Source organism: Guyparkeria sp. WRN-7, from assembly GCF_001641825.1.
Classification (GTDB): Bacteria; Pseudomonadota; Gammaproteobacteria; order Halothiobacillales; family Halothiobacillaceae; genus Guyparkeria.
Genome location: NZ_LRFH01000015.1, coordinates 105,268 through 122,326 on the forward strand (window position 1 = coordinate 105,268; position 17,059 = coordinate 122,326).

The window sequence follows — 17,059 nt, forward strand, 5'->3', positions numbered from 1 at the left end:
CCCGTTTTCGTCTGGCGTCCGCTGAGCTCGTCAGGCCATCTGGGCGTCGAGCCAGTCGAACAGGCCGTCGGCGGGGATGTCCTCGCTCTCCGCGGCATCACGACGGCGGACCTCGAGCTGGCCGGCGGCCAGGCCGCGCGGGCTGACCACCACGCGCAGCGGGACGCCGATCAGCTCCCAGTCGGCAAACGCCGCGCCGGGGCGCATGCCGCGGTCGTCGAGGATCACATCGATGCCGCGTGCCCGCAGGTCGGCGTAGATGGCCTCGGCACGTTCCATCACCGTCTCGTCCTTGTTGGCGCCGATCGGCACGATGGCGACCGTGAACGGCGCGATCGGCTGCGGCCAGCGGATGCCCCGATCATCGAAGTTCTGCTCGATCGCCGCGGCGACGATGCGCGAGACGCCGATACCGTAGCAGCCCATCAGCGGGGTAATCGGCTTGCCGTCCTCGCCGAGCACCTCGCAGTTCATCGCCCGGCTGTACTTGTCGCCCAGCTGGAAGACGTGGCCGACCTCGATGCCGCGGCAGATGTCGAGCTTGCCCTGGCCGTCCGGTGCCGGGTCGCCGGCGACCGCGTCGCGCAGATCGGCCGTTTCCGGCTCGGGCAGGTCGCGTGCCCAGTTCACGCCGGTCAGGTGGTAACCGTCCTTGTTTGCCCCGCAGGCGAAGTCGCTCACGGCCATGGCCGCAAAGTCGGCGATGACCGGAATGTCGAGGCCGACGGGGCCGATCGAGCCGACCGAGGCGCCGGTAAGCTTCGGCGCCTCCGCCTCGTCGACGAAGGTCAGCGGCTCGGCGATGGCCGGGTGCTTGGTCGCCTTGATCTCGTTGAGCGCGTGATCGCCGCGCAGCACCAGCGCGACTGCCGGTGCCTCGGTGCCCTTGACCAGGAGGGTCTTGACGGTGCGCGAGGCCGGCAGGTCGAGGGTCGTGGCGACTTCCTCGATGGTGCGTGCCTTCGGCGTGGCCACCTCGGTCATGGTCTCGGCCGGCTCGGGGCGCGGTGCGTCGACCGGGAAGGTGGGCGCCATCTCGACGTTGGCGGCGTAGTCGCCGTCGACGGCGTAGGCGATCGCGTCCTCGCCCGAGTCGGCCAGGACGTGGAACTCGTGCGAGGCGTTGCCGCCGATCGAGCCGGTGTCGGCGACCACCGCACGCCAGGCCAGACCCATGCGCTCGAGGATGCGGCTGTAGGCCGCGTACATCAGCTGGTAGGTCTGCTCGAGCGACTCGGCGTCGGCGTGGAAGGAGTAGGCGTCCTTCATCACGAACTCGCGGGCGCGCATCACGCCGAAGCGCGGCCGGATCTCGTCGCGGAACTTGGTCTGGATCTGGTAGAAGTTGACCGGCAGCTGGCGGTAGCTCTTGAGCTCGCGCCGCGCGTAGTCGGTGATCACTTCCTCATGGGTGGGGCCGAAGCAGAAGTCGCGGCCGTGGCGGTCGGTCAGTCGCAGCAGCTCTGGGCCGTACTGCTGCCAGCGGCCCGACTCCTCCCACAGCTCGGCGGGCTGCACGGCGGGCATCAGCAGCTCGAGCGCGCCGGCGGCGTCCATTTCCTCGCGCACGATCGCCTCGACCCGGCGCAACACCTTCAGGCCCAGCGGCGACCAGGTGTAGAGCCCCGAGGCCAGCTTCTTGAGCATGCCGGCGCGCAGCATCAGCTGGTGGCTGACGATCTCCGCCTCGGCCGGGGTTTCCTTCATGGTGTTGATGGCAAATTGGCTGGCTCGCATGAGGATCTCGCTTGGGTTTCGGGGTGCGGGTTGTCGGAGGCGCTGCGCCGCGGGCGGCACAGTCGGGGAGGCCGAATTGTACCGGCAGCCGTATTGAGGCGTCGAGGGCGCGCAAACAAGACGGCCGCCCGAAGGCGGCCGCTGGTGTTCCCCGGCGTGAAAGGCTATTCGCCGGCCGCGCCGCAGGCCTGCTCGATGACGGCGTCGAGGCGCTTGAGGCGCTCCTGGCGCTGCTCTTCGGTCATCGGCTGGTACTTGCCGGACTCGTCCTCGATCATCAGCTGGTTGCCACTGTTGGCGACCGCCTCGCGTTGCTCACGTGCCTGGCGGCAGGTCTCGCGCGCCTTTTCGCGGTCGACCACCTTGACCTCGGTTGACGGGTCGGTGGCCCGGTCGGTATCGGCGGTCGCGGCCTCTTCCTCGCCGGCCGATGCGTCGGTCGTGGTCGCTGCGGGGGTGCCGGTTGCTTCGATGGTCTCGGAGGGCCGATCCTTCGGCGGCGTCTGCGAGAACGTCACGTTGCCGTGTTCGTCGATCGACTTGTAGATGGTCGCCGCACCGGCCGGCGACCCGGCGAACAGGACGGTGACGAGGCTCGCCGCGGCGATCAGACGCAGCGACGAAATCAGACGTGTTGCGATTCCTTGCATGATTTCCACTTCCCGGGCTGATGGTTTTCTCACGTGATTGGCTGAGCATAAACCGCTTGGCATGGCGTGAAAAGCCCTGCTGGCCCGATGGTGGCGGGCTTGGGCTGCGGGCGCTGGTCGCAAACCACAAGCTGCCTTGATACACTCTGCGGTCATATTTATTGCCCACCCGAACAGAGAGCGGACCTATGGCCGATCGTCGCCTCAAGGTTTTCAATACCGTTGCCCGTCTGCTGAGCTTCACCAAGGCAGCCGAGGCACTGCACATGACGCAGCCGGCGGTCACGTTCCAGGTGCGGCAGCTCGAGGAACATTTCGACACCCGCCTGTTCGATCGGACGCACAACCGCGTCACGCTGACCGACGTGGGCCACACCGTCTACGAGATCTCCGAGCGCATCTTCGAGCTCTACGACGAGATGGACCGGCGCGTGAAGGAAATGACCGGCGAGATCGGTGGGGCGCTCAACATCGGCGCGAGCATGACGGTGGCCGAGAACATGCTGCCGGCCTTGCTCGGCAACTTCCGCCAGGAGCACCCGGACCTGTCCGTGCGCCTGAAGGTGGGCAATACCGAAGCGGTGGTCTCCATGGTCGAGCACAACGTGGTCGACCTGGCCCTGGTCGAGGGCAGCGTTACCAACAAGAACCTGCTGGTGGAAACCTGCCGACGGGACGAGCTGGTGGTGATCATGCCCCCCGAGCATGAATTGGCCGCCTATGCCGAGGAAGGTGTTCCGGCAGAGAAGCTGGTCAACTACCCGTTCATCTGCCGCGAGGAGGGTTCGGGTACCCGCGAGGTGGTGATCGCCTACATGAACGAGCAGGGCTTCGGCGAAAGCGCGGACGCCTGCATGGAGCTCGGCAGTCCCGAGGCGATCAAGGGCGCGGTCGAGGCCGGCATGGGGCTGTCGATCATGTCGTCGGCCGGGATCAGCAAAGAACTCAAGCTGGGTCTGCTGAAGGCCGTGCCGCTCGCGCCGCGGCTGTACCGCGACTTTTCCTTTGTCCGTCAGCGCCACAAGTTCCGCCTGCCGGCGATGGAGCAGCTGCTGGAGTTCTCGCGTGGCTACTGCCGCGACAGCACCCCCATGCACGATCTGGAGGTGATCCAGCACACGGCCAACGGCGAGGAGGCCTGACGGCTCGCCCCGCCGATCCTGTCCGGCAGATCAGACGCCCGCCTATCCGGCGGGCGTCTTGCGTCTGGGGTGCCTCGTCTCGGGCCGGAACAACGTCCCCGGTGGGAAGAGAGGTGCAATGGATGTTGGGCAATGGGCTTGGATAGACGCCTGGCCAGAAGGTCCTGACCAGAAGGTTCTGGGCAAAAAGAAAACCCGGCGCGGATGACCCGGCCGGGTTTCGTCTGAGCCGCCGGAGCGGCTCGGGCTGCGGGCGCCTGGCTTAGAAGCCGCCGGACGCGCCTGCCTTCATCATGCTGTAGATGGTGTCACGAACGTGCTGGGCGTTCTTCTTGAACTCCGGCGGCATTTCGCGGCCACCGTGGACGAACATGTCCATGTTCAGGCCGTACAGCCAGTAGTTGCCTTCCTCGTCCTCGACCACCGAGATGCGGCACGGCAGGTAGGCGGAGAAGTACGGGCTGAAGTCCACGGCCTGACGGGCGATCTGCGGGCTGCAGTACTGATAGATCATCAGGTAGCGCTGCTCTTCGCCGGTTTCCAGCTCGAGCTGCTTGGACAGCGGCATCTCGCCGACGTTGGCGAGACCGCTGCCGACAGCGGCCGACTCGATGCTCATCTTGATGTCTTCCGGGGTCAGACCTTCGTCGACCTTCATCCGCCACACGGTAGCGGCACCAAGGTCGCCGCCGCTTTCGACGAACTTGTCATACATCTCCATGTAGATGTCCATGGCCTGCGGGTCGAGCTCGTCCTTCACGGACAAGAAGCCGCAGCCGGAAAGCGACAGAATGGCGACACCAAGAATGGTTGTCTTGAGGAAATTACGCATGGGTGACTCTCCCTGTGGAATATTTCGCAGTGGAACTCTAAGGATCCTTGCGAAATCGATTATCGGCGCATTAGTACATGCTTACAAACTGGATTAATTTACCTCGAATAAAGGTGCTTAATCTGGTTATCGATGCCTTCCTTGGCTAACAGTTCATGCTGACGGTGCGCATCGCGGCGTGACGCCGTTGCGTGAATCGGCCGCGAGGTCAGAGCACCTCGGCGGCGAACTCGGCCAGTCGGGAACGCTCGCCCCGTGCGAGGGTCACGTGTGCCCCATGTGCCCAGCCGCGGAAGCGGTCGACCACGAAGGTCAGACCCGAGCTGGTCTCGGTCAGGTAGGGGGTGTCGATCTGCGCCACGTTGCCCAGGCAGACCATCTTGGTTCCGGGGCCGGCGCGGGTGATCAGGGTGCGCATCTGCTTGGCGGTGAGGTTCTGCGCCTCGTCGATGATGACGAACTTGTTCTGGAAGGTCCGCCCGCGCATGAAGTTGAGCGAGCGGATCTTGATGCGCGACTGCAGCAGGTCGTTGGTCGCCGCCCGCTCCCAGGAGCCGCCCCCGCCGTCGGTCTTGGCCAGTACCTCGAGGTTGTCCATCAGCGCCCCCATCCAGGGCGTCATCTTCTCCTCCTCGGTGCCCGGCAGGTAGCCGATGTCCTCGCCCACCGGAATGGTGACGCGCGTCATCACGATCTCGGTGAACTGCTTCTGTTCCAGCACCTGCGTCAGGGCGGCGGCCAGTGTCAGCAGCGTCTTGCCGGTGCCGGCCTGGCCGAGCAGGCTGACGAAGTCGATGTCCGGGTCCATCAGCGCGTTCAGGGCGAAGCTCTGTTCGGGGTTGCGGGCGGTGATGCCCCACACCGAATGACGTTCCTGCTCGTAGCTGGTGATGTTTTCGAGCACGGCGGTGCCGTCGCCATGGACTTCGCGGACCACGGCCGTGAACGGTGCCGGGGCCTCGAGTCGTAGATAGAGGTTCGGGTACCACTCCTCGGTATCGGCGCCTTGGACGCGGTAGAAGATGCGTCCCTCGTCCTGCCAGGACTCCAGCGACTGGCCATGTGCCTCCCAGAAGTCGGGCCCCAGGATCTCGTAGCCGGTATGCAGCAACGAGACGTCGTCGAGCACCTGGTCGTTGTGATAGTCCTCCGCCTTCAGGCCGACTGCCGTGGCCTTGATGCGCAGGTTGATGTCCTTGGAAACCAGGATCACCTCGCGATCGGTGATCTGTTCCTTGAGAGCCAGGGTGATGCCCAGTATCTGGTTGTCCGCCCGGTTGCCCGGCAGGTTGACCGGCAGGTCGCTCGTTTCCTCGTGGGTCTGCAGGAATAGTTTGCCCGTTGGCGTGGCGGCGTGTTCGGCCTTGCCGTGGAGGGTGGTGTGGATCGGCAGTCCTTCGTCGAGGGTGCTGATGTCCACGTCGGCCAGCATCTCGTCGAGAAAACGGCTCACCTGGCGGACGTTGCGGGCCGTTTCCGACTGTCCCTTCTTGCCGCCATCGAGCTCCTCGAGCACGATCATCGGCAGGTAGATGTCGTGCTCCATGAAGCGGTAGAGGGCGGTGGGATCGTGCATCAGCACGTTGGTGTCCAGAACGAACAGGCAGCGGGTCTTGCGGGTCGTGTCGATCATCGATGCAGGATTCCCAGTCAGTTGGGGTGGCCGTTGCCGGGCAACGGATGGTCAGAGCGCCTTGACGGCCTCGAGTACCTCGTCGACGTGACCGGGGACCTTGACCTTGCGCCAGGCGCGCCGGATCACGCCATCGGCGTCGATCAGGAAGGTGCTGCGCTCGATGCCCTCGAAACGCTTGCCGAACATGTTCTTCATGCGCAGGACGTTGAACGCCTCGCTGACCGATCGATCCGTATCCGCGATCAGCGGGAAGGTGAGCCCCTGCTTGTCGCAGAACTTGCGATGGCTGGCCGCATCGTCGTTCGATACGCCGATCACGCGCGCCCCGGCCGACTCGAAGTCGGTCAGGTGCGCCTGGAAGTCACGTGCCTCGGTGGTGCAGCCGGGGGTGTTGTCGCGGGGGTAGAAGTAGAGCACCAGGGGCGTGCCCTTGAGATCGGCCATCGAGAGGTGCTGGCCGTCGGTAGTGGTGCCGCTGAATGCGGGGGCGGCCTGGTTCTCGGTCGGTTCGACGGCCGGCTTCGCGGTACTCTGCTTGCTCATTGCTGACTATGTGACTCCTCGTGTGTTTAACCCTGATGAAATCCGTGTCAGTCCACGCGATCCTCGACTCAATATAGCAGCCGGCGAAGGCCGTGCGACCACGCGTCGGTGCTTTGTGGAACCGGGCATGGCGCGGCTTGTCACTGGCGGATAACTGCCGGTACTATGCGAGTTTGGTCCCGCTTCGACCGCGCAGGCACGGGACGGTCACGATCACCCTTTGGCGACAGTTACACGCGAGGCGACATGGCGGCGAACACGATTACCGGCAGCATGGTGGCCCTGGTCACCCCATTGCACGACGACGGCGCAGTGGATTATGTCGGTCTCAAACGCCTGATCGAGTGGCACGTTGCCTCCGGGTCACACGCGATCGTTGCCGTCGGCACGACCGGTGAATCCGCCACCCTCGACTACGAGGAGCACATTGCCGTGATCCGGGCGACGGTGGATCTGGTTGCCGGTCGGCTGCCGGTTATCGCGGGCACCGGCGCGAATTCCACCCGCGAGGCGCTGGCGCTGGCGCGCGGCGCCCGTTCGGCCGGCGCGGATGCCCACCTTTCGGTCACGCCCTACTACAACAAGCCCACCCAGGAAGGCTTGAAGCAGCATTTCCGGGCGATTGCCGATGCCGTCGACCTGCCGATGATCCTCTACAACGTGCCCGGGCGTACCGCCGTGGACATGGCCCCGGACACCACTTTGAGCCTCGCCGAGCACCCGCGCATCGTCGGCGTCAAGGAGGCGGCCGGCTCGATCGAGCGGATGCGCGACCTGATCACGCGTGGTCCGGAGGGCTTCGCCGTCTACAGCGGCGAGGACAACCTGGGCGCGGCCTGCATGCTGGCCGGTGGTCAGGGAAGCATTTCCGTGACCGCCAATGTCGCGCCCAACCTGATGGCGCGTATGGCCGAGGCGGCGCTGGCGGGCGATGAGGCGGCCACCGAGACGCTCGACGGCCAGCTCGCACCGCTGCATCGCGAACTCTTCTGTCAGACCAATCCGATCCCGGTCAAGTGGGCCCTGCAGCGCATGGGCCTGATCGGGCCAACCCTGCGCCTGCCTCTGACCGAGCTGGACAGCTACTGTCACGCCGGTCTCGAGGAGGCGCTCGACGCGGCCGGCTGTCTCAAGTCGGCCTGACGGCATCCCCATTCATTCAAGACACTGGAACCAAACCGGCATGCGAAACCCCACCCCCTCACGGATGTTGACCTTCGCCGCGGTGGCGGCCGCGGGCCTGATCAGCGGTTGCTCCAGCCTGCCCTTCGTCGGTGACGACGATCGCGAGGTGAACCGCGCCGCTCAGCTTGAAGTGCCTCCGGCCTTCTCCGGTCCGGCCGCTGGTGGCTCGGTGGCGCTGCCCGAAATCGCCTCGGCACGGGCCGAGGCGATGGCGCGCGAGGAAGAGTCCGGCGTGCTGGCGACCGGCACCGACATCGAGGTGGCCGGGGAGCCGGGCAGCCGCTACCTGGTGGTGGGCACCGACCCCGACACCGTGTGGCCGAAGCTGCAGGGCTTCCTGCGCGACGAGGGTTACAGCATCCGCCGCCTGGAGCCGAACGTCGGCCTGATCGAGACCGACTGGACCGGCGTGGCGAGCAACGAGGGCCCGGGTTTCTCGATCATGCGCATCCTCAAGATCGCGCAGGACACGCTGTTCAAGCCCGACTCGATCGAGAAGGTGCGCCTGCGCATCGAGCAGGGCGAGGGCGAGAACGAGACCCTGGTGTTCGTTACCGGCCAGAAGCGCGAGCTGACTGGCGACGAGCCGCTGGTACCCGGCGACGAGAGCACCACCTTCGAGTACAGCAAGTCGGCGGATTCGTCGGCACTGACCGCCGAGACCATGTCGCGGCTGGCGGCCTACCTCTCCGGTGGTTCGGCCGAGGAGTCGCGGGCCATGGTGGGCGCGAAGTTCCAGGCCCGCTCCAAGGTGATCAGCGGTGACGAGCCGGAAGATCGCTATATCGAGGTTGCCCAGTCCTATCCGCGCGCCTGGAACCGTCTGGGGCTGGCGCTCGATCGCCTCGGCTTCGACCCGGTCTCGCGTGATCGCGAGGACGGCGAGATCGAGGTCAAGCACAGCTACCCGCAGGCGCTCTACGAGGGCATCGTGATGCGTGGCGTGACCGTCGATCGCGACGCCGAGATGACGCTGCATCTGTCGCTGGAGGTTATGCCGCGCCGTGACGGCGGCACCGACGTGCGCATCGAAAAGATCAACGTGGCCGGCGGCACGTTGCCGAAGGACCGCGCCGTGATCCTCTCGCGGATCAACGCCGAGCTGGAGTGATCCTGCCTCGCCGCCCGTGTTTCGTCACGGGCAGGCGCACATGAAAAAGGCCCCGTCGGGATGACGGGGCCTTTTTTCTGGTCAAGCCTGGCTCGTTGGGCCTCAACGCCCGGGGCGGTGGATCACGGCCCAGGCCGAGTGGTTGTGGATCGATTCGAAGTTCTCGACGCTGATCGAGAAGCCGTTCAGGCCCGGATAGTCCTCCAGGGCGTTGGCGACATCGCGCACCATGTCCTCGACGAATTTCGGATTGTCGAAGGCATATTCGGTGATGTACTTCTCGTCCGGGCGCTTCAGGAGTCCCCACAGCGGGCAGGACCCCTGAGCCTCGACTGCACCGATCAGCGCCCGCAATGACAGGGACGGATCGCTGATCTCGCCCTCGACGGTGATGTGCGAGCGCTGGTTGTGGGCACCGTAGGCCGAGATCTCCTTCGAACAGGGGCAGAGGCTGGTGACCGGGATCACCAGCTTGATGCCGATATGTGCCCGACCGTGCTCGACGCGCCCGCTGAGGGTGACGTCGTAGTCCATCATCGCCCCCTGGCCGCTGACCGGGGCATCCTTGGCGACGAAGTAGGGGAAGGTGAAATGCGCCTCACCGGACTGTGCCTCGAGCCGGTCGATCATCGTCTGGGTCCACTCGGCCAGCGTGTCGACCGACAGGGTCAGCGGCCCCTCGTTGAGCAGCGCGACGAAGCGCGACATGTGGGTGCCCTTCTTGTCCGCCGGCAGGCCGACGGTCAGCTGGCACTCGGCGACACTCGCCTGCTCCAGGCCGTCGTCGCGAAGGGTCACTGGGTGACGAATCGCCTTGATGCCCACCTGGTCGATGGCGATATCACGCGCATCGTGGCTGGACTGGACATCGGGCATTTCGTGGCTGTTCATGGGCAATTCAAACGCAGTGTTGGGTGAGGGGCCGTTCGGGCTCGGGGCCCGACTCTAGCATGTTGCCGCCGGTCACGCCGGTGGCATCAGGGGCGGAAGGTGACCGCCGAGCGGGCGTTCTCCCACACCGTGACCGCGGAGACGTGATAGGTCTCGGTGTCGAAGGTGGTGGCCAGGGCATGGTGGAAATGGGCCGCGATGTGTTCGGCGGTCGGGTTGACCGTGTCGAACGGCGGCACCTCGTTGAGGTAGGCGTGATCGAGCCGCTTGGCAATCTCGCGGGCCCGGGCACGGATGACCTTGAAGTCGACCACCATGCCGACGTCGTCCAGTTTCTGACCGGTGACCTCGATCACCACACGCCAGTTGTGGCCGTGCAGGCGGGCGCAATTGCCCTCGTAGCCGTGGAGCTGGTGCGCCGCGGCGAATTCCACCTCGGTGGTCAGGGTGTAGCTGCCCCCTGAAGGCAGGGAAGACGGGGTGCTCATGTGGCGCTCACCTTGTCCAGAAATGCGGCGATATTATCCCTGATCGATCGAGAATCAAGCCCGCTGTCGGCGAGGCATTCCTCGCGCGTGCCGTGTTCGATGAAGCGGTCGTCCAGTCCAAGCCTCAGTCCGGGGCGGCCGAGGCCCTGTTCCGACAGGGCGTGCAGCAGCTCGCTGCCGACCCCGCCGATGCGGCTGCCTTCCTCGACGGTGACCACCGCGTCGTGCTCGCGGGCGAGCTCGGCGAGCGAGTCGATCGACGACGGCTTTGCCCAGCGCAGGTCGAGCAGAGTGGCATCGAGTTCCTCGCATACGGCCACCAGCCGCTCGACCATCGCGCCGATCCCGACCACCAGTACCGTGCGCCCACGCCTCAGCAGCCGGGGTGACGTCGGTTCGTCACCCAGCGTCTCGCCGCCGAGATCCTGCGGACAGCGGTCGCGCGGATAGCGGATCAGCACCGGCCCGTCGTGGGCGAGCGCCCAGTCCATTGCCGTCTCGAGATCGCGACGATCGGCGGGAACGGCGACGGCCAGGTTGGGCACGCTCATGCCCAGTGCCAGGTCAAAGCTGCCGGCATGGGTGGGACCGTCCGGGCCGACCAGCCCGGCCCGGTCGACCAGGAAGGTGACCGGCAGGTGCTGCAGGGCGATGTCGTGGATGACCTGATCCCAGGCGCGCTGCAGGAAGGTCGAGTAGATCGCGACCACCGGCCGCAGGCCCTCGGCGGCCAGTCCCCCGGCCAGCGTCACCGCATGCTGCTCGGCGATGCCGACGTCGAAGAGTCGTTTCGGAAAGCGTGACTGGAAGCCCTTGAGCCCGGACCCCTCGACCATCGCCGGCGTGATCGCGACCACGCGGTCGTCCGCTGCGGCCTTCTTGCAGAGGTAGTCGGCAGCCGCCTCGGTCCAGCTGGGCGGCTTGGGCGCCTTGGCCGGTGGCCTGGCAGTGTCGACGGCCTGGCTGACGCCATTGCGGGCCACACCGTGAAAGCCGACCGGGTCGCGCTCGGCCGGCGCCAGGCCGCGGCCTTTCTGCGTCACGACATGCAGCAGGCGCGGTCCGCTCTGCTCGCGCAGGTTGGTGAGCGTGTCCAGCAGGGTATCGAGATCGTGGCCGTCGATCGGACCGTAGTAGCGAAACCCCAGCTCCTCGAACAGGCTCGAGGTGCCCAACAGGTGGCGCACGCCGTCGCGCAGGCCGGCACGGGTCGATTCCAGCAGTTCCCCCAGCGGCCCGGCCTGCGCCAGGAGCTCTTCGCCGGAGTGGCGGAAACGCTCGACCAGGGGATTGCTGCGCAGGCGGGTGAAGTGCTGATTGAGCGCGCCGACGTTGGGCGAGATGCTCATCTCGTTGTCGTTGAGGATCACAAGCAGGTTGGCCTGGCGGTCGCCGGCGTGGTTGAGCGCCTCGAACGCCTGGCCGGCGGTCATGGCGCCGTCGCCGATGATTGCCACCGCCTGGCGATCCTCGCCTCGCTGCTCGGCGGCCAGTGCCATGCCGAGCGCGGCGCTGACCGAGGTGCTGGAATGGCCGGCGCCGAACGGGTCGTGTTCGCTCTCCTCGCGACGGGTGAAGCCGGCCGGCCCGCCCCGCTGGCGCAGCTTGGCCATCCAGCTGCGTCGGCCGGTCAGCATCTTGTGCAGGTAGGCCTGGTGGCCGACGTCCCAGACCAGGCGGTCGTAGGGCGTATCGAACACGCGGTGCAGGGCCAGGGTGAGTTCCACCACGCCGAGATTGGCGGAGAGATGACCGCCGGTCTCTTCCACCTGCGCCAGAAGTGCGTGGCGCATCTCCTCCACCAGCGCCGGCAGCGAGCCGCGCGACAGGGCCCGAAGATCGGCCGGCTGCTCGATCAGGTCGAGCAGATGGGTCTGCTGTGGACTCAGCGACATCAGTGCTGACGCTGGGTGACGAATTCGAGGCAGGCGCTCAGGGCCTGCGGGTCGGCGCCGAGCGTGGCCAGCTCCCACAGCGCGGCATGCGCGTGGCGCACCGTGTCGTCCAGTTCGCGACGGGCGCCGTCGAGCCCGGCGACCGTGACGTAGGAACACTTGTCGGCGGCGGCGTCCTTGCCCGGGGTCTTGCCCAGAGACTCGGCCGAGCCGGTGACATCGAGGATGTCGTCCTGGATCTGGAAGGCGCGGCCAAGCAGTCGACCGAATTCCTCGACCAGCCGGGTCTGTCGGGCGGGCAGGCCCGCCCAGCGCGCCCCGAGGGCGAGCGAGGCGCGGATCAGGGCCCCGGTCTTGCGGTCGTGCAGGTCGGCCAGCGTGGCCAGATCGGGACGCTGGCCGGCCTCGTCCGTCTGCCCGGCGAGCGACAGATCGATCGCCTGGCCGCCCACCATGCCCGTCGGACCGGCGGCCTCGGCCAGTCGCCGACTCCAGTCGAGGCGGACGGCCGGTTCGGCGGACGAGCCGGCCATCTCACCGAAGGCGAGCGACTGCAGGGCATCGCCCGCGAGAATGGCGGTTGCCTCGTCGAAGGCCCGGTGAACGGTCGGGCGGCCGCGGCGCAGCTCGTCGTCGTCCATGCTTGGCAGATCGTCGTGGACCAGCGAATAGACATGGATCAGTTCGACGGCGATCGCGGCGGACCAGAGGCTGTCGAAGCGTTCGTTCTCGCTGTCCGGCCAGGGGTGGCCGACCAGGCTGCCGATAAAGACCAGTGCCGGGCGCAGGCGCTTGCCGCCATCGAGAGTGGCGTAGCGCAGGGCGTCGGCCAGCTGCGGAGGGGCGTCGGCCAGCTGGCGATCGAGCACGGTGGCCAGCCGGGATTCCACCTGCCGGCGGAAGGACTGCAGCCAGTCGTCGAATCCGGGCGGGGTGGCGAGCGGGGTCTTGGGCGCGCTGATGGTCACGAGCTCAGGCGGGGGCGTCGCCGTTGTCGCCCGCCTCGCTGGGCGGCTCGTTGATGGCGGCGACACGGCGTTCGGCCTCGTCGAGGGCGCGCTGGCACTGGCGTTCGAGCTCCACCCCGCGTTCGTAGTCCTTGAGCGACTGCTCGAGGCTCTGCTCGCCGCTTTCCAGCCGGGCGACGATCTGCTCGAGTTCGGCCAGTGCCTTTTCGTAACGGGCGATCGCGGAGGGATCGCCGGCGTCGACGGTCTGGGCCGGAATGGGCTGGGACGGGGTCGAAGAATCCATGGGAGGCCTCTTGGATAAGTGGCACCGATTATATCGTCGCGAGGCGAAGGCAGCCAAAGCTGTCGTCTCGGATCCGGGGCATCTGGCGTCGATCAGAAGGTGTCGACGGCCTCGATCGCCTCGTCGAGATGGCCGACACCGATCACCTCCAGGCCTTCGACTGGCCTGGGCGGCTTGTTGCCCCGCGGCACGATTGCACGGGTAAAGCCGTGCTTGGCCGCCTCGGCCAGCCGTTCGGGGCCACCGGGTACCGGCCGGATCTCGCCGGCGAGACCCACCTCGCCGAAGATCACCAGCCCCTGCGGCAAGGGACGGTCGCGGAAGCTCGAGAGCATCGCGATCAGGCTGGCGAGATCGGCGGCCGTCTCGGCGACGCGCACGCCGCCGACCACGTTGAGGAACACGTCCTGGTCGAACAGGGCGACCTGGCCGTGTCGGTGCAGTACGGCCAGCAGCATCGCCAGGCGGTTCTGGTCGAGCCCCACGGTCAGGCGGCGCGAGCCGCCGCCGGGGTGGTCGGCCACCAGTGCCTGGACCTCGACCAGCATCGGCCGGGTGCCCTCGCGGGTGACCATCACCACGCTGCCCGGCACCGGCTTTTCGTGGCGGGACAGGAAGATGGCCGAGGGGTTGGAGACGGGCTTGAGGCCATGGTCGGTCATGCCGAACACGCCCACCTCGTTGGCCGCGCCGAAGCGGTTCTTGACCGCCCGGATCACGCGGAAGCGTGCGCCGGGGTCGCCCTCGAAGTAGAGCACCGTGTCGACCATGTGTTCGAGTACACGCGGCCCGGCCAGCGCGCCCTCCTTGGTGACGTGGCCGACGATCAGCACGATCACGTCATGGCGCTTGGCGAAGCGCACCAGCTGGGCGGTCGCCTCGCGCAGTTGCGACACGGACCCGGGCGCGGCCGAGAGTTCCTCGGTGTAGAGCGTCTGGATCGAGTCGACCACCATCAGCCCCGGCAGCGACTTCGAGCAGGCGGCCAGGATCGACTCGATGCGCGTCTCGGAGAGCAGCGTCAGTTCGCCGGCCCGGCCGTCCAGATCCGTGCCCAGTCGCCGGCCGCGCAGGGCCACCTGCTGCAGGGATTCCTCGCCGGTGACATACAGGCACTCGAGACGATCCTGCAGGCCGAGCACGGTCTGCAGCAGCAGGGTGGACTTGCCGATGCCCGGGTCGCCGCCCAGGAGCACGACAGAGCCCGGCACCAGGCCGCCGCCGAGCACGCGGTCGAGCTCGCCCAAGCCGCTCGACTCGCGCGGGGTGTCGGAAACCTCGACCTCGCCGATCGCGGTGATCTGCGGCGCCTCGCCGGCGTAACCCGCCACGTCACGGGCGGGTGACTTGCCGCCGGGCAGGCGCATCTCGGCCAGGCTGTTCCAGGCGCCGCACTCGTTGCAGCGTCCGGCCCACTTGGGGTGATCGGCGCCGCACTCGCGGCAGACGAAGGCGGTCTGGCTCTTCTTCGCCATGGCCTAGACTTCGGCTTCCTCGGCCGGGAAGGTGGTGATCAGGGCGGTATCGACCGCCCGTTTTCTCACCGTGCGTACCTCGATGTGCGCCTCGGGAAGCTCCACGGTCGCGCCGACCGTGGGCAGGGATTCGAGCTGTTCGATCACCAGGCCGTTGAGCGTGCTGACCTCGTGAGTGGGCAGGTCGATCTTGAGCTCGCGGTTGATCTCGCGGATGGGCAGATTGCCGCGGACGATGTAGCGCCCGTCGTCCTGCAGCGTGATGCCCTCGTGGTCGGACTCCGGCGAAGTGGTGAATTCGCCCACGATCTCCTCGAGGATGTCCTCGAGCGTGACCAGCCCTTGGATGTCGCCGTACTCGTCGACCACCAGCGCGGAGCGACGTTGCTGGCGTTGGAAGTTCAACAGCTGGGTGGTCAGCGGTGTGCCTTCCGGGGTGTAGTACGGCTCGGCCAGGCGCCGCTTGAGCCGGCTCAGCGTCAGGCTCTGGTCGATCAGCGGTCCGATCAGGCGGCGGACGTTGATGATGCCGACGGTGTGTTCCACCGAGCCCTCGAAGACCGGCAGGCGGGAGTACTGCGCGTGGATCAGCTGGTCGAGGATGTCGTCCCAGTCCTGGGTGATGTCGATGCCGACGATCTCCGCCCGCGGGATCATGATGTCCTCGACATTGGCCTGGCCGAGTTCGAGCACTGACAGCAGCATGGTCTGGTCGAGGTCGGGCAGGCGCTGGCCCGATTCGCGCACCACCGTATGCAGCTCGGCGCGGGTCAGCGCATTCGAGCCACGGTCCTTCGGGTGCAGGCCGAACAGTGACAAGAGGCCGTTGGCCATCCAGTTGATCAGCCACACCACCGGCCGCAGCGGGCGGATCAGCAGCGTGTAGACGAACGAGGCCGGAAAGGCGAAGCGCTCCGGGTAGACCGCCGCGGCCGTCTTGGGGGCGACCTCGCCGAAGATCAGCAGCAGGAAGGTCATCGCGCCGGTGGCGATCGCGATCCCCGAATCGCCGAACAGGCGCAGGCCGATCACCGTGGCGATCGACGAGGCCAGGATGTTGATGAAGTTGTTGCCCAGCAGGATCAGGCCGATCAGGCGATCGGGCGTGTCCAGTAGCCGGGTCGCACGGAGCGCCCCGCGGTGCCCCTGTTTGGCCAGGTGACGCAACCGATAGCGGTTGAGCGCCATCAGGGCGGTCTCCGAGCTGGAGAAGAACGCGGACAGGACGATGAGCACGGCCAGGGCCGTGAACAGAAAGCCGAGAGGGATTTCGTTCAAGAGTAAGGTGCTTGCGATTGAACCAGCGGGAAGTGTACGGCCAAGCCCCGGTTATTTCGAGTCGGGTGGCCTCGGCTCGGCAGCAGGCTGCTAGCCGAGGTCGAGCACCCACTCGAGAACGATCTTCGTGCCGAAGTAGGCCAGGCCCATGATGATGAAGCCGGCGAGTGTCCACTGCACCGCGGTCCGACCGCGCCAGCCGGCCACGTGGCGGCCGATCAGCAGCACGGCGAAGACCAGCCAGGCGATCACCGACAGCACGGTCTTGTGTACCAGGTGCTGGGCGAAGATGTTCTCCAGGAACAGAAAGCCGGTGACCAGTGCCAGGGTGAGCAGCAGAAAACCGATCACGATGAAGCGGAACATCAGCTGCTCGACCGATTCCATCGGTGGCAGCCGGCGGATCCAGCCGGCCGGATGGTGGCCGTGCAGGGCCTGGTGCTGGATCAGCAGCATCACGCCCTGCAGCGCGGCGAGCGTCAGCAAGGCGTAGGCGGACAGCGAGATCAGGATATGCCCGTCCAGCGCCAGTTCGCCGGTGCGGATCGGCACGTTCGATTCCGGCACGAACACGGTGAGGAAGACAGTCAGGGCCGTGATCGGCAGCAGCACTACCGCGATGCCCTCGAGTCGTTCGCGGAAGGTGCTGACCACCGTGATCGCGCTGGCCAGCCAGAAGACCGTGGCCAGTGCGTTGAGCACGGACAGGTTCAGCGCCGGCGGATCGGTGCGCACGCCCAGCTGGTAGAGCAGGGCGCCCTGGCCGATGAGGGCGGCAACCGCGATCAGCAAGCCGGGCAGACGGAACGAGACCCGCTCCAGGCGTTGCCACTGATCAACCAGCAACAGGATGGTGGCCAGAACAAAGCCGGTGATGGTCGCGCTGGCGAGAAAGGTCACGCTGTGGTCCACCTGGGACGCTCCTCCTGGAATGGGTCTCGC

At 66.8% G+C, this 17,059-nt stretch carries 16 protein-coding genes; 3 read left to right on the top strand and 13 right to left on the bottom strand.

Annotated features, from left to right (window positions below; genetic code table 11):
- Window positions 1-30 precede the first annotated feature (30 nt).
- Both AWR35_RS07655 and AWR35_RS07660 read right to left on the bottom strand, forming a co-directional pair.
- A complete protein-coding gene (locus AWR35_RS07655) occupies window positions 31-1,737 on the bottom strand; it encodes a proline--tRNA ligase (RefSeq protein WP_058575367.1) in 1,707 nt (568 codons plus the stop codon).
- Between the two features lie 164 nt (window positions 1,738-1,901).
- Window positions 1,902-2,387, bottom strand: a complete 486-nt coding sequence (locus AWR35_RS07660) for a DUF4124 domain-containing protein (protein ID WP_058575368.1) — start codon at window positions 2,385-2,387, stop codon at window positions 1,902-1,904.
- A 188-nt stretch (window positions 2,388-2,575) separates the two neighbouring features.
- Between AWR35_RS07660 and AWR35_RS07665 the strand changes: the two genes are divergently transcribed.
- Entirely contained in the window at window positions 2,576-3,529 is a 954-nt protein-coding gene (locus tag AWR35_RS07665; protein ID WP_058575369.1) for a LysR family transcriptional regulator, read from the top strand.
- Window positions 3,530-3,791: 262 nt separating this feature from the next.
- On the opposite strand, the gene AWR35_RS07670 is transcribed toward AWR35_RS07665, so the two are convergent.
- The 3 genes from AWR35_RS07670 to AWR35_RS07680 form a co-directional block, all read right to left on the bottom strand.
- Entirely contained in the window at window positions 3,792-4,361 is a 570-nt protein-coding gene (locus AWR35_RS07670; RefSeq protein WP_058575370.1) for a DUF302 domain-containing protein, read from the bottom strand.
- A gap of 208 nt (window positions 4,362-4,569) precedes the next feature.
- Entirely contained in the window at window positions 4,570-5,994 is a 1,425-nt protein-coding gene (locus tag AWR35_RS07675; protein ID WP_058575371.1) for a PhoH family protein, read from the bottom strand.
- Between the two features lie 51 nt (window positions 5,995-6,045).
- Window positions 6,046-6,540, bottom strand: coding sequence for a peroxiredoxin (locus tag AWR35_RS07680; RefSeq protein ID WP_058575372.1), 495 nt, complete (start codon window positions 6,538-6,540; stop codon window positions 6,046-6,048).
- 246 nt (window positions 6,541-6,786) lie between these two features.
- On the opposite strand from AWR35_RS07680, the gene dapA reads away from it, so the two are divergent.
- Both dapA and bamC read left to right on the top strand, forming a co-directional pair.
- The gene (gene dapA / locus AWR35_RS07685) at window positions 6,787-7,683 is read left to right on the top strand and encodes a 4-hydroxy-tetrahydrodipicolinate synthase (protein ID WP_058575373.1); all 897 of its coding nucleotides are present in this window, start codon (window positions 6,787-6,789) and stop codon (window positions 7,681-7,683) included.
- A 40-nt stretch (window positions 7,684-7,723) separates the two neighbouring features.
- The gene (gene bamC / locus AWR35_RS07690; RefSeq protein ID WP_082664005.1) at window positions 7,724-8,836 is read left to right on the top strand and encodes an outer membrane protein assembly factor BamC; all 1,113 of its coding nucleotides are present in this window, start codon (window positions 7,724-7,726) and stop codon (window positions 8,834-8,836) included.
- 102 nt (window positions 8,837-8,938) lie between these two features.
- Here the strand turns inward: bamC and folE2 are convergent, their stop codons facing one another.
- From folE2 to ccsA, 8 genes are all read right to left on the bottom strand, one after another.
- The gene (gene folE2, locus AWR35_RS07695; RefSeq protein WP_058575375.1) at window positions 8,939-9,727 is read right to left on the bottom strand and encodes a GTP cyclohydrolase FolE2; all 789 of its coding nucleotides are present in this window, start codon (window positions 9,725-9,727) and stop codon (window positions 8,939-8,941) included.
- An 86-nt stretch (window positions 9,728-9,813) separates the two neighbouring features.
- Window positions 9,814-10,215 (bottom strand): 6-carboxytetrahydropterin synthase QueD, encoded by a 402-nt coding sequence (queD, locus tag AWR35_RS07700; protein WP_058575376.1) that lies wholly within the window; start codon window positions 10,213-10,215, stop codon window positions 9,814-9,816.
- Window positions 10,212-12,110: a 1-deoxy-D-xylulose-5-phosphate synthase gene (gene dxs / locus AWR35_RS07705; RefSeq protein ID WP_058575377.1), complete on the bottom strand. Its 1,899-nt coding sequence runs from the start codon at window positions 12,108-12,110 to the stop codon at window positions 10,212-10,214. Before dxs ends, queD begins: the two co-directional genes overlap by 4 nt.
- Window positions 12,110-13,078, bottom strand: a complete 969-nt coding sequence (locus AWR35_RS07710; protein WP_058575378.1) for a polyprenyl synthetase family protein — start codon at window positions 13,076-13,078, stop codon at window positions 12,110-12,112. The genes dxs and AWR35_RS07710 overlap by 1 nt, the downstream gene beginning before the upstream one ends.
- Window positions 13,079-13,082: 4 nt before the next feature.
- On the bottom strand, window positions 13,083-13,364 hold the full coding sequence (locus AWR35_RS07715; protein ID WP_082664007.1) for an exodeoxyribonuclease VII small subunit: 282 nt from the start codon (window positions 13,362-13,364) through the stop codon (window positions 13,083-13,085).
- 92 nt (window positions 13,365-13,456) lie between these two features.
- A complete protein-coding gene (gene radA / locus AWR35_RS07720) occupies window positions 13,457-14,839 on the bottom strand; it encodes a DNA repair protein RadA (protein ID WP_058575379.1) in 1,383 nt (460 codons plus the stop codon).
- A 3-nt stretch (window positions 14,840-14,842) separates the two neighbouring features.
- The gene (locus AWR35_RS07725) at window positions 14,843-16,117 is read right to left on the bottom strand and encodes an HlyC/CorC family transporter (RefSeq protein ID WP_058575380.1); all 1,275 of its coding nucleotides are present in this window, start codon (window positions 16,115-16,117) and stop codon (window positions 14,843-14,845) included.
- Window positions 16,118-16,207: 90 nt separating this feature from the next.
- Entirely contained in the window at window positions 16,208-17,029 is an 822-nt protein-coding gene (gene ccsA / locus AWR35_RS07730) for a cytochrome c biogenesis protein CcsA (protein ID WP_058575381.1), read from the bottom strand.
- Window positions 17,030-17,059: the final 30 nt, after the last annotated feature.